This window comes from Streptomyces reniochalinae (genome assembly GCF_003323735.1).
GTDB lineage: Bacteria > Actinomycetota > Actinomycetes > Streptomycetales > Streptomycetaceae > Streptomyces > Streptomyces reniochalinae.
On sequence record NZ_QOIM01000021.1, the window covers coordinates 1 to 11,962 of the forward strand.

At 72.0% G+C, this 11,962-nt stretch carries 11 protein-coding genes; 9 read left to right on the forward strand and 2 right to left on the reverse strand.

Annotated elements, in window-relative coordinates; genetic code table 11:
* From DQ392_RS02805 to DQ392_RS02820, 4 genes are all read left to right on the forward strand, one after another.
* Positions 1-455, forward strand: a 455-nt coding sequence (locus tag DQ392_RS02805) for an Hsp70 family protein (protein WP_147266474.1), incomplete at its 5' end; no start/stop codon positions are given.
* On the forward strand, positions 452-1,198 hold the full coding sequence (gene grpE / locus DQ392_RS02810) for a nucleotide exchange factor GrpE (RefSeq protein WP_114013866.1): 747 nt from the start codon (positions 452-454) through the stop codon (positions 1,196-1,198). The genes DQ392_RS02805 and grpE, both read left to right, overlap by 4 nt.
* Positions 1,199-1,225: 27 nt before the next feature.
* Positions 1,226-2,422 (forward strand): molecular chaperone DnaJ, encoded by a 1,197-nt coding sequence (dnaJ, locus tag DQ392_RS02815; RefSeq protein ID WP_114013867.1) that lies wholly within the window; start codon positions 1,226-1,228, stop codon positions 2,420-2,422.
* A 1-nt stretch (position 2,423) separates the two neighbouring features.
* Positions 2,424-2,912 carry a heat shock protein transcriptional repressor HspR gene (locus DQ392_RS02820; RefSeq protein ID WP_425470468.1) on the forward strand — a complete coding sequence of 163 codons (489 nt, stop codon included), beginning with the start codon at positions 2,424-2,426 and terminating at the stop codon, positions 2,910-2,912.
* A 129-nt stretch (positions 2,913-3,041) separates the two neighbouring features.
* On the opposite strand, the gene DQ392_RS02825 is transcribed toward DQ392_RS02820, so the two are convergent.
* A complete protein-coding gene (locus DQ392_RS02825; protein ID WP_114013868.1) occupies positions 3,042-3,986 on the reverse strand; it encodes a D-alanyl-D-alanine carboxypeptidase family protein in 945 nt (314 codons plus the stop codon).
* Between the two features lie 189 nt (positions 3,987-4,175).
* Here DQ392_RS02825 and clpB point away from each other — a divergent pair, with 189 nt between their 5' ends.
* Both clpB and DQ392_RS02835 read left to right on the forward strand, forming a co-directional pair.
* A complete protein-coding gene (gene clpB / locus DQ392_RS02830) occupies positions 4,176-6,794 on the forward strand; it encodes an ATP-dependent chaperone ClpB (protein ID WP_114013869.1) in 2,619 nt (872 codons plus the stop codon).
* Positions 6,795-6,987: 193 nt separating this feature from the next.
* The gene (locus DQ392_RS02835; RefSeq protein WP_114013985.1) at positions 6,988-7,524 is read left to right on the forward strand and encodes a type III secretion system chaperone family protein; all 537 of its coding nucleotides are present in this window, start codon (positions 6,988-6,990) and stop codon (positions 7,522-7,524) included.
* A gap of 307 nt (positions 7,525-7,831) precedes the next feature.
* On the opposite strand, the gene DQ392_RS02840 is transcribed toward DQ392_RS02835, so the two are convergent.
* Positions 7,832-9,055 carry a pyridoxal phosphate-dependent aminotransferase gene (locus tag DQ392_RS02840; protein ID WP_114013986.1) on the reverse strand — a complete coding sequence of 408 codons (1,224 nt, stop codon included), beginning with the start codon at positions 9,053-9,055 and terminating at the stop codon, positions 7,832-7,834.
* Positions 9,056-9,178: 123 nt separating this feature from the next.
* On the opposite strand from DQ392_RS02840, the gene DQ392_RS02845 reads away from it, so the two are divergent.
* The 3 genes from DQ392_RS02845 to DQ392_RS02855 all read left to right on the forward strand — a co-directional run bounded on the left by DQ392_RS02845 (position 9,179) and on the right by DQ392_RS02855 (position 11,946).
* Positions 9,179-9,547 carry a hypothetical protein gene (locus DQ392_RS02845; protein ID WP_114013870.1) on the forward strand — a complete coding sequence of 123 codons (369 nt, stop codon included), beginning with the start codon at positions 9,179-9,181 and terminating at the stop codon, positions 9,545-9,547.
* 218 nt (positions 9,548-9,765) lie between these two features.
* Entirely contained in the window at positions 9,766-10,326 is a 561-nt protein-coding gene (locus tag DQ392_RS02850; protein WP_114013871.1) for a DUF2617 family protein, read from the forward strand.
* A gap of 39 nt (positions 10,327-10,365) precedes the next feature.
* On the forward strand, positions 10,366-11,946 hold the full coding sequence (locus DQ392_RS02855) for a polyamine aminopropyltransferase (RefSeq protein ID WP_114013872.1): 1,581 nt from the start codon (positions 10,366-10,368) through the stop codon (positions 11,944-11,946).
* Positions 11,947-11,962 lie beyond the last annotated feature (16 nt).

The following is an 11,962-nucleotide window of genomic DNA, read 5'->3' on the forward strand; positions in this document are numbered from 1 at the left end:
TCACCGGCGGGTCCAGCCTGCCGAAGGACGACATCGAGCGCATGATGCGCGAGGCCGAGCAGTACGCGGAGGAGGACCACAAGCGCCGCGAGGCCGCCGAGACCCGCAACCAGGCCGAGCAGCTGGTCTACACCACCGAGAAGTTCCTCCAGGACAACGAGGAGAAGGTCCCCGCCGACACCAAGTCGGAGGTCGAGACCTCCCTCACCGACCTGAAGGAGAAGCTCAAGGGCGAGGACACGGCGGCCATCCGCGAGGCGTCCGAGAAGGTCGCGGCCACCAGCCAGAAGCTGGGCCAGGCGCTGTACGCCGACGCGCAGCAGGCCCAGGCCGGCGGTGCCGAGGCGGGTGCCGGCGCGGCGGACGCGGGCAAGCCCGAGGGCGGCGCCGAGGATGACGTCGTGGACGCCGAGATCGTGGACGACGAGCAGAAGCCCAAGGACGGTGCGGCGTGACGGAGGAGACCGCGGGCGCCGGCAAGAAGCCGACGCCCGACGTCCCCGCCGACGCCGGCGAGCAGGCAGCAGCCGGGGCCGTCTCCGAGCAGGAGGCGGCCCCCGGGCCGGCGGCCGGGGACGCCCAGACCCTTGAGAACGCAGAGGGCGATGTGAGCGCGCAGGACATGTCCAAGGCCGAGGACGCCACCGAGGAGCAGGGCGCGGAAGGCGCCACCGAGGGCGGCGGCAGCGAGCTGGAGGCGGCCCGCACGGCGCTGGGCGAGCGCACCCAGGATCTCCAGCGGCTCCAGGCGGAGTTCCAGAACTACCGCCGCAGGGTCGAGCGGGACCGGGCCGCGGTCAAGGAGATCGCCGTCGCGAACCTGCTGACCGAGCTGCTGCCGGTGCTCGACGACATCGGCCGGGCGAGGGACCACGGCGAGCTGGTCGGCGGCTTCAAGTCGGTCGCCGAGTCGCTGGAGATGGTCGCGGCCAAGATGGGCCTCATGCAGTTCGGCAAGGAGGGCGAGCCCTTCGACCCGACGGTCCACGAGGCGCTGATGCACTCCTACTCTCCGGATGTCACGGAGACGACGTGCGTGCAGATCCTCCAGCCCGGGTATCGGATCGGCGAGCGGACCATCCGTCCCGCGCGGGTCGGCGTCGCAGAGCCGCAGCCGGGTGCCGGAGGCGGCAAGAGCGAGGGCGGATCCGACGGCTCGGCAGCAGAAGAGGAGACCGGTGGCCCGGAAGAGGGCTGACCGCCATCGGGAGGAGGGACGTCGAGGATGAGTACCAAGGACTTCATCGAGAAGGACTACTACAAGGTCCTCGGCGTCCCCAAGGACGCCACCGAAGCCGAGATCAAGAAGGCGTACCGCAAGCTGGCGCGGGAGAACCACCCGGACGCCAACGCCGGCGATCCCAAGGCCGAGGAGCGCTTCAAGGACGCCTCGGAGGCGTACGACGTCCTCGGTGATCCCAAGCGGCGCAAGGAGTACGACGAGGCGCGCACCCTCTTCGGCAACGGCGGGTTCCGGCCCGGCGGCGCCGGCGGCCAGGGCGGCGCGGGCTCGTTCAACTTCGACCTGGGCGACCTGTTCGGCGGCGGTGGCCAGGGCCCCGGCGGCGGCGCGTCAGGCCCCGGCGGCTTCGGCGGCGGCCTCGGCGACGTCTTCGGCGGGCTGTTCAACCGCGGCGGCGCCGGTACCCGCACGCAGCCGCGGCGCGGGCAGGACATCGAGTCCGAGGTGACGCTCAGCTTCACCGAGGCGGTCGACGGGGCCACGGTCCCGCTGCGGATGTCCTCCTCCGCGGCGTGCAAGGACTGCGCCGGTACGGGCGACAAGAACGGCACCCCGCGCGTGTGCCCCACGTGTGTGGGCACCGGGCAGGTCTCGCGCGGCGCGGGCGGCGGCTTCTCGCTGACCGACCCGTGCGTGGACTGCAAGGGGCGCGGGCTGATCGCGCAGGACGCCTGCGACACCTGCAAGGGCTCGGGGCGTGCCACCAGCTCGCGCACGATGCAGGTCCGCATCCCCGCGGGCGTCAGCGACGGGCAGCGCATCCGGCTGCGCGGCAAGGGAGCGCCGGGCGAGCGGGGCGGACCGGGCGGCGACCTGTACGTCGTCGTGCACGTGGACAAGCATCCGGTGTTCGGGCGCAAGGGCGACAACCTGACGGTCACCGTGCCGGTCACCTTCGTGGAGGCCGCGCTCGGCGGCGAGGTGAAGGTGCCCACGCTCGGCGGCCCGCCCGTCACCCTCAAGGTCCCGGCGGGCACCCCGTCGGGGCGCACGATGCGGGCGCGCGGCAAGGGCGCGGTCCGCAAGGACGGCACCCGGGGCGATCTGCTGGTGACGGTGGAGGTCACGGTGCCCACGGAGCTGGACGACAAGGCGCGGGACGCGCTGGAGACCTTCCAGGACGCCCTCGCGGACGAGGATCCGCGGGCGGCGTTGTTCAAGGCGGCGAAGGGAGACTGAGGTGGACGGCCGGGACGCACGCAGACGGACATTCGCCGCGGGTGGAGCGCGCGCCTCGCGTGCCGCGGCGTACGAGCTGACTGACGAAACCCCGGTCTACGTCATCTCGGTCGCCGCGCAGCTCTCCGGCCTGCATCCGCAGACTCTGCGGCAGTACGACCGTCTCGGCCTGGTCTCGCCCGACCGCACGGCCGGGCGGGGGCGCCGCTACTCGGCCCGCGACATCGAGCTGCTGCGCGAGGTGCAGCGGCTCAGTCAGGACGAGGGCATCAACCTCGCCGGGATCAAACGCATCATCGAGCTGGAGAACCAGGTCACGGCGCTCCAGTCGCGGGTCGCCGAGCTGTCGGCGGCGGTCGAGGGCGCGGCGGCCGCGATGCGGCAGCGGGAGGCGCAGGTGCACGCCTCCTACCGGCGCGACCTCGTGCCGTACGAGGACGTGCGGCAGTCCAGCGCGCTGGTGGTCTGGCGCCCCACGCCCCGTAAGTAGTCCGCGCTTTCGGAGCCCGTGGCCGGCCGCCGCGGGTGCGGGCCGGGCGCCCGCCCCGCACCCCGGGGGCCGGGACACGGGGTGCGGGCGCCTCCACGCGAGGGAGCGCGGCGGAGTGGGGCCGGGGAATTACCCGGCGAAGCCGTAGCTCAGCAGCTTCTTGGCGTCCTTGGTCCGGTTGGCGGACGAGGTGGAGGCCAGGACGGTACCGATCACGGTCTTGCCGTCGCGCTGCGCGGCGAAGACAAGGCAGTACTTGGCCTCGGGGCCCGAGCCGGTCTTGACTCCGAGCGCGCCGGAGTAGCCGCCCAGCAGCGGATTGGTGTTGGTCCAGTTCATGGAGCGGTAGCCGCCGGAGCTGGTGACCGTCTTCTGCTTGGTGGAGCGGGTCTTCACGATCGAGCGGAAGGTGGTGTTGTCCATGGCGTCGCGGGCGAGCTTCGTCAGGTCGCGCGGGGTGGAGTAGTTGCTGCCCTTGCCGATGCCGTCGAACGAGTCGAAGTGCGTGTTCTTCAGGCCGAGGCTCTTGGCCGAGGCGTTCATCTTGCCGATGAAGGACTTCACCCGGGCGGCGCGCGTGGAGCCGCTGCCGAAGGTGTCGGCCAGCGCGTAGGCGGCGTCGCATCCTGAGGGCAGCATCATCCCGTACAGGAGCTGGCGGACGGTGACCTTGTCGCCGACGATCAATCGCGCCGAGGAGGCGGTGTTGCGGACGATGTAGTCGCTGTAGGCCTTCTGGATGGTGACCTTGCGGTTCAGGTTCAGGTTCTTCTGGGCCAGCACCACGCGAGCCGTCATGATCTTGGTGGTGGATCCGGTGGACCGCCGGGTGTCGGCGGCCTTGGTGTAGAGGCTCTTGCCCGTGCCGCTGTTCATCACGTAACCGCCCTTGGCGGTGACGGACGGCTTCTTCGCCGCGGCGGCCAGGTCCTGCGCCTGTGCCGGGGCGCCGGCGGTCGCCCGTGCGGGCGTCGTGGCCTGGGCGGGGGCGGTGATGATGCCGGTCGTCAGCACGGCCCCCGAGGTGAGGACGACCGTGGCGACACGACGGGTGCCGGCGATGCCGAGTTTCACTGTCAGCTCCAAGTGCCGCCCTCAGGCGGCGGGTTGGGCGGGATCCGCGGCCGGGAACAGCCGGGAACTAAGTCGGATAGTAGTCCGTTTGGCAGCTTGAGTGGAATAGACTCAACTTGTTGCATGCTGTAGATAGCAAGCGCCGGAGGCAGGGCGCCCGAGGCGGCACCGGAGGAGGAGCGCACGACAGTGGACGCGGAGCTGACGAACAAGAGCCGGGAAGCGATCAGCGCGGCCAACGACCGCGCGGTGGCCGGCGGCCACCCCGACATCACCCCTGCCCACCTGCTCCTCGCCCTGCTCACGGGCGAGGAGAACGAGAACATCCAGGACCTCATCGCCGCCGTCGAGGCGGATCAGGCGGCACTGCGTTCGGCCGCCGAGAGCCGGCTCTCGGCGCTGCCCACCGTCCAGGGCTCGACGGTCAGCAGGCCGCAGGCCGACCGCGACCTGCTCGCCGTCATCGCCGACGCCGCCCAGCGGGCCAAGGAGCTGGGCGACAGCTACGTCTCCACCGAGCACCTGCTGATCGGCCTGGCCGCCAAGGGCGGAGCGACGGGCGACCTGCTGGCGGAGCAGGGCGCCAGTGACAAGAAGCTGCTGGCCGCCTTCCAGGAGCAGCGCGGCAGCCGCCGGGTCACGGGCCCCGACCCCGAGGGGACCTACAAGGCGCTGGAGAAGTTCGGCACCGACCTGACGGCCGCGGCCCGCGAGGGCAGGCTGGACCCGGTCATCGGCCGGGACCACGAGATCCGCCGCGTGGTGCAGGTGCTCTCGCGCCGCACCAAGAACAACCCCGTCCTGATCGGCGAGCCCGGCGTCGGCAAGACCGCCGTCGTCGAGGGCCTGGCCCAGCGCGTGATCAAGGGCGACGTGCCCGAGTCGCTGCGGAACAAGCGCTTGGTGGCCCTCGACCTGGGCGCCATGGTGGCGGGTGCGAAGTACCGCGGCGAGTTCGAGGAGCGCCTCAAGACCGTCCTCGCGGAGATCAAGGAGAGCGACGGGCAGATCATCACCTTCATCGACGAGCTGCACACCGTCGTCGGTGCGGGCGCGGGCGGGGACTCGGCGATGGACGCGGGCAACATGCTCAAGCCGATGCTGGCCCGCGGCGAGCTGCGCATGGTGGGCGCCACCACGCTGGACGAGTACCGCGAGCGGATCGAGAAGGACCCGGCGCTGGAGCGGCGCTTCCAGCAGGTGCTGGTCGCCGAGCCGACGGTGGAGGACTCCATCGCCATCCTGCGCGGCCTCAAGGGGCGCTACGAGGCGCACCACAAGGTGCAGATCTCCGACAGCGCGCTGGTCGCCGCCGCCTCCCTCTCGGACCGCTACATCACCTCGCGCTTCCTGCCCGACAAGGCCATCGACCTGGTCGACGAGGCGGCCTCGCGGCTCCGGATGGAGATCGACTCCTCGCCCGTCGAGATCGACGAGCTCCAGCGCTCTGTCGACCGGCTCAAGATGGAGGAGCTGGCCCTGGACAAGGAGACCGACCCCGCCTCCGTCGAACGCCTGGAGCGGCTGCGCCGCGAGCTGGCCGACAAGGAGGAGGAGCTGCGCGGTCTGACGGCGCGCTGGGAGAAGGAGAAGCAGGGCCTCAACCGGGTCGGTGAGCTGAAGGAGAAGCTCGACGAGCTGCGCGGGCAGGCCGAGCGCGCCCAGCGCGACGGCGACTTCGACGCGGCCTCCAAGCTGCTGTACGGGGAGATTCCCGCGACCGAGCGGGAGCTGGCGGCCGCCACCGAGGAGGAGGAGGCCAAGAAGGAAGCCGCGGCCGGGCAGGCCGACAAGCGGGACAAGATGGTCAAGGAGGAGGTCGGCTCGGACGACATCGCCGACGTCGTCGCCTCCTGGACCGGCATCCCCGCGGGACGCCTGCTGGAGGGCGAGACGCAGAAGCTGCTGCGCATGGAGGACGAGCTGGGCAAGCGGCTGATCGGCCAGAGCGAGGCGGTGCGCGCCGTCTCCGACGCCGTGCGCCGCACCCGCGCCGGTATCGCCGACCCCAACCGCCCCACGGGCTCCTTCCTCTTCCTCGGCCCCACGGGCGTCGGCAAGACGGAGCTGGCCAAGGCGCTCGCCGACTTCCTCTTCGACGACGAGCGGGCCATGGTCCGCATCGACATGAGCGAGTACGGCGAGAAGCACTCGGTGGCCCGCCTCGTCGGCGCGCCCCCCGGCTACGTCGGCTACGAGGAGGGCGGCCAGCTCACCGAGGCGGTACGACGGCGCCCCTACAGCGTCGTGCTGCTGGACGAGGTCGAGAAGGCGCACCACGACGTCTTCGACGTGCTGCTCCAGGTGCTCGACGACGGGCGGCTCACCGACGGCCAGGGCCGCACGGTCGACTTCCGCAACACGATCCTCATCCTCACCTCCAACCTGGGCAGCCAGCACCTGATGGATCCCCTGGAGAAGGAGGAGGAGAAGCGGGAACAGGTGCTCGCCGCCGTCAGGGCCTCCTTCCGCCCCGAGTTCCTCAACCGCCTCGACGACCTGGTCGTCTTCTCCGCCCTCGCCGGACACGAGCTGCGGCGCATCGCCCAGCTCCAGGTCGACGCGTTGCAGGCCCGGCTGGCCGAGCGGCGCCTGACGCTGGAGGTCACCCCCGCCGCGCTCGACTGGCTGGCACTGGAAGGCAACGACCCCGCCTACGGGGCCCGGCCCCTGCGCCGCCTCGTCCAGACCGCCATCGGCGACCAGCTCGCGAGGGAGATCCTCGCGGGGGACGTCCGCGACGGTGACGTGGTCCGGGTGGACCACGTCGAAGGCTGGGACGGCTTGGCGGTCGGCTCCGCCGGCTAGGTCCCTTCCTCAAACGCCGGAGGGCTGGAATCAGCCCCTCCGGCGTTTGAGGAGCGGGGGTCTGGGGGCGAAGCTTCCAGGAAACGGTGAAGGGGTGGGGCCGGGGCCAAACAGGGGGTCAACCCTCCAGGGTTGTCATCGCGGGGGGCCCGTGCGGGAGGATGGCCGCAGCCGTATGAAGGGAAACACCCACGTGAGCATCGACCCGTCCTCGATTCCGAACTTCGGGGGCCAGCCCGAGGAGCCGGAGGGATCAGGTCCCACCGGTCCGATCCTCCCCGACCAGGACCTCGTCAAGCAGCTCCTGGACCAGATGGAGCTGAAGTACGTCGTCGACGACGAGGGAGACCTCGCGGCGCCGTGGGAGGAGTTCCGCACCTACTTCATGTTCCGCGGCGAGGCGGAGCAGCAGGTGTTCTCGGTCCGTACGTTCTACGACCGGCAGCACTCCATCGAGGACAAGCCCAAGCTCCTCGAGGCCATCGACGACTGGAACCGCCGCACGCTGTGGCCGAAGGTCTACAGCCACACCCACGACGACGGCAGTGTCCGCCTGATCGGCGAGGCACAGATGCTGATCGGCACGGGCGTCTCGCTGGAGCACTTCGTCTCCAGCACCGTCAGCTGGGTGCGGGCCTCCATCGAGTTCGACAAGTGGCTGGTGGAGCAGTTCGGCCTGGAGAAGGAGATCGACTCCTCCGAGGGCGAGGGCGACGGCGAGGGTTCCTAGCCCGGCAGCCGTCCCACCACGGCCGCGTACGAGGGCCGGGGCCGCACGCCCGCACGGCGCGCGCCCCGGCCCTCGTGCGGCTGTGTGCTTTCTCGCCGTCCTGTGCCACCCCTGACATCTGTCAGGTACCGCGGGACCGCCTCTCCGGGAAGACTCGGTGTCATCAGCGCGGACGACCACCGCGCACACGGGGAAGACGGCCGGGCCACGGGGGACCGGCCGACGGGGGAGGGCGGCCGGCCGACGGGGGACGGCCGCCCTCCTCGTTCCGCCCCTCCCCGTTCCGTCCCTTCCTTCTCCGTCCCGCTCAGTTCCCGGAGAGCCCGGAGAGCCCGGAGAGCTCGTGGAGCCGCCTGACCGCTTCGGTCAGGACGTCCTCTGCCTTGCAGAAGGCGAAGCGCACGTAGGGCGCGCCGGCGGGTTCGTGGTCGTAGAAGACCTGGGTGGGCACCGCGACCACGCCCACCCGTTCGGGGAGGGACAGGCAGAAGTCGATGCCGTCGGTGGCGCCGAGGGGGCGGATGTCGGTGGTGATGAAGTAGGTGCCGGCCGGGGCGAAGACGCCGAATCCGGCTTCGCGCAGCCCGGCCGCCAGCAGGTCGCGGCGGGCGCGCAGGCCGTCCCGCAGGCCCAAGTAGTAGGCGTCGGGCAGGGCCAGGGCCTCGGCTACGGCGTACTGGAAGGGCCCGGCGGACACGTACGTCAGGTACTGCTTGGCCGAGCGCACGGCGGTCACCAGTGCCCGGGTGCCGGTGACCCAGCCCACCTTCCACCCCGTCAGCGAGAACGACTTCCCGCTCGAGGAGATCGTCACCGTGCGCTCGCGCATGCCGGGGAAGGCCGCCAGCGGGTGGTGGGTGCCGTCGAAGACGAGGTGTTCGTACACCTCGTCGGTGACGGCGAGCAGGTCGCGTTCGACGCACAGCTCGGCGACGGCGGCCAGCTCGTCGCGGGTCAGGACGGTGCCGGTGGGGTTGTGCGGGGTGTTGAGGAGGATGAGGCGGGTGCGGTCCGTGACCGCGTCGCGCAGCTCGTCCAGGTCGAGGCGGTACGTCCCCGAGGCGGCGTCGGGGCGCAGGGTGACCGGCACCCGGGTGCCGGACGCCATGGCGATGGAGGCGGCGTAGGAGTCGTAGTACGGCTCCAGCGCGATCACCTCGTCACCGGGTTCGACGAGGGCGAGCAGCGAGGCCGCGATGGCCTCCGTCGCACCCGCGGTGACCAGCACCTCGGTCTCGGGGTCGTAGCGCAGTCCGTAGAAGCGGAGCTGGTGTTCGGCAACGGCCCGGCGCAGCTCGGGGATGCCGGGGCCCGGTGGGTACTGGTTGCCTCGCCCGTCCCGTACGGCGCGCACCGCGGCCTCCCGGACGGACTCGGGGCCGTCGGTGTCGGGGAAGCCCTGGCCGAGATTGATCGCGCCGGTCCTCACGGCGAGCGCGGACATCTCGGCGAAGATCGTGGTGCCGAACTCGGCGAGGCGGCGGTTGAGCAGCGGACGGCCGCCCGGGGCAGCAGCGTGGCCAGCAGTCATGGCCGCCATCCTCCGGCAAGCTCTGGTCTTCCTCAACTCCGCTTTGCCTCCGTCCCCCTCAGGGCAGGAGATGCCGTGCGCCCCATGGGCGCACACAACGTGTGACGTAAGGGGGATACGCGCATGGACATCGGGGACGCACTCTTCACCGGCGTCTTTCTCGTTCTGCTGCTCGTCGTGGGCCTCGGCGTGCTCGCCCGGTTCAACCGTGCCGCCGAGCGGCGTTGGCGCCGGAGGGTGGCGGCCCGCTCGTGGTGGGCCGGGGACCGAGGCGCGCGCGACCCGCGGCGGGCGGCGGGTTCGGGCAGCTCCTGCGGCGCTGCCGCCGTGGGCGACGGCGGGGCGGGCGGCGGGGCGGGCGGCGGGGACTCCTCCGGCGGCGGGGGCTCGTCGTGCGGCGGGACTTCGTCGTGCGGTGGGGGCTCGTCGTGCGGTGGTGGGGCCTCCTGCGGCGGAGGGGGCGGCTGCGGAGGCGGCGGGGGCGGCAGCTGACCGTCGGGGGGGCAAGAAGGGAACACTTGACCTCTTCCATACCTATGGGATGGAAATCTGGAGAACATGGGTAAAACCGCTGAGGACGCAGCGCATTTCGTGATTCGGTGAATCGTGAACTGTCGTCCCCGAACGCTTCCGGGCTGTCGTGCCCGGTGGTTTCGGGTGATCGAGGGGTGGGCCGGCCCACCCTCCCTGCGTGTTTGCGGAGCCGACGCATGCTCACCACCCTGAAGACCGCCTTTTCCGATACCCGGGCACACGAACTCGCCTGGGCGCTGGGCCGCGAGCCGCTGCCCGCGCTCGCCTGCATGGACGTCGAACTGAGCGGAGTCCACGTGCAGTTGAGGCTCCTCGGGGCCTCTCACCAGGTGCTGCTTGACGAGGAGTACGGCAGCTTTTCCGAGACGGTGGCCTGCCTGCCCGGCAGCACCGCCCCCCTCCCGCTGGGGGTCTCCAAGCGCTTCGGTGCGTGGGAGTACGAGTTCGCGGCGCGGGTCGAACGGCTCTCGCCCGGCTCGTTCGCGGGGCGAGCGCAGGAGTTGCTCGCGCTGGTCGCCGAACACCCGCACGGGCTGGCGGGCACCTTCCCCGGCGACCCGTGCGCGTTCACCGCGCTGCTCGTCCAGCGCCACGAGGGGCAGATCCGCTGGCGGACCTGGCACGCCTACCCGCAGGAGGGGTCGCTGGTGGCCACCCGCACCCGTGTGGCCACCAGCGAGATCTCTCCGAGAAGGGTGGGGTGTTCGGGATTGAACGCCGTGGAAGCACCCATGTGAGTGACGGATGGTGTTCGGTGTGTGACGTAACGTGCCTCCATGATCGACCGTTCCCCGCCCGGCGCCCGGACCACCGCGAGCAGCGCGCGGCTGCCCGTCCCCGCCGGACTCGGACGCGGACTCGTCCTCGCCTCGGTCTTCGTCTGCGCGGCCTGCGGGCTCGTCTACGAGCTCGAACTGGTCGCCGTGGCCTCCTCGCTGGTCGGGGACTCGGTCACCCAGGCCTCCGTCGTGCTGTCCGTCATGGTCTTCGCGATGGGCGTCGGCTCACTGCTCGCCAAGCGGCTGCCCTGCCACGCCGCCGCCGGCTTCGGCTACGTGGAGGCGCTGCTCGCGCTCGCCGGCGGCGGCTCGGCGATGGCGCTGTACGCCTGCTTCTCCTGGCTGGGTGAGGCCCGCATCGCGCTCGTCGCCATCTCCTTCACCATCGGGGTGCTGATCGGCGCCGAGATGCCGCTGCTGATGACGCTCATCCAGCGCATCCGCCAGCAGGACGCGGGCGGCGCGCTCGCCGACCTGTTCGCCGCCGACTACGTGGGGGCGCTCGTCGGCGGACTCACCTTCCCCTTCCTGCTGCTGCCGCTCTTCGGGCAGTTGACCGGCGCGCTGCTCACCGGCGTCGTCAACGTGCTGGCCGGCGGCCTGGTCGTCCAGTGGCTCTTCCGCCACGACCTGCCCACCAGGGTGCGGTGGCGGCTGCTGGGCGCCAACGGCTGCGTCCTGGTGCTGCTGTTGTGCGGCGCGGCGTTCGTCGCGCCCTTCGAACGCGCCGCGCGGCAGGCCGTCTACGGCGGTGACGTGCGGGTCGCCGTCCGCTCCGGCGCACAGGAACTCGTGCTGACCGGCGGCGCCACCCCCGCCGCATGGCCCGACGCGGGCGAACTGCGGCTCTTCAGGGACGGCCGGCTGGCTGTACGCGGGCCCCGCGCCCACGAGCGCCATGAGGCACTCGTGGGCCCCGCCATGGAGAGCGGACCGCACGGGCGGGTGCTGGTCCTGGGCGGCGGCGACGGGCTCAGCGCGCGGGAGGTGCTGCGCCGGCCTGGCGTCAAGCGGGTCACCGTGGTCGAGCCCGACCCCGGACTCGTCCGGCTCGCCCGGCGCGATCCCGGACTGCTGGCCCTCAACGACGGGGCGCTGGACGACCCGCGGGTCCGCGTGGTGACCGCCGACGGCTTCGACTGGCTGCGCGAGCGTGCCGCATCCGGCAGGCCCCGCTACGACGTGATCGTCGCCGCGGTCCCCGCCCCCTCCGACGCCGCCACCAGCAAGCTGTACTCGCAGGAGTTCTACGGGCTGGCCGCCCGCGCGCTGTCCGCCGACGGCCGTCTCGCCGTCCGGGCCGGCTCGCCCGACGCGGACCCGCACGCGTTCTGGACCGTCGATGCCACGCTCCGCGCCGCCGGGCTGACGACGTGCCCCTACGCGCGCGAGGCCGAGGACCGCGGCTTCCTGCTGGCCCGGCGGGCCGGGGGCGCGTCCGGGGCCGCGTCCGCAGCCGCGCCCCGGCGGTGCGGCGCGCCAGTGGGGCGCTTCACCGCCGGGGCGCGGCTCGCCGGACGCGCCGACGTCCAAGAACTGCCGCCCTCCACGCTGATGCACCCCCGCTACCCGGGGTGAGCCGCGCACCTGGGCG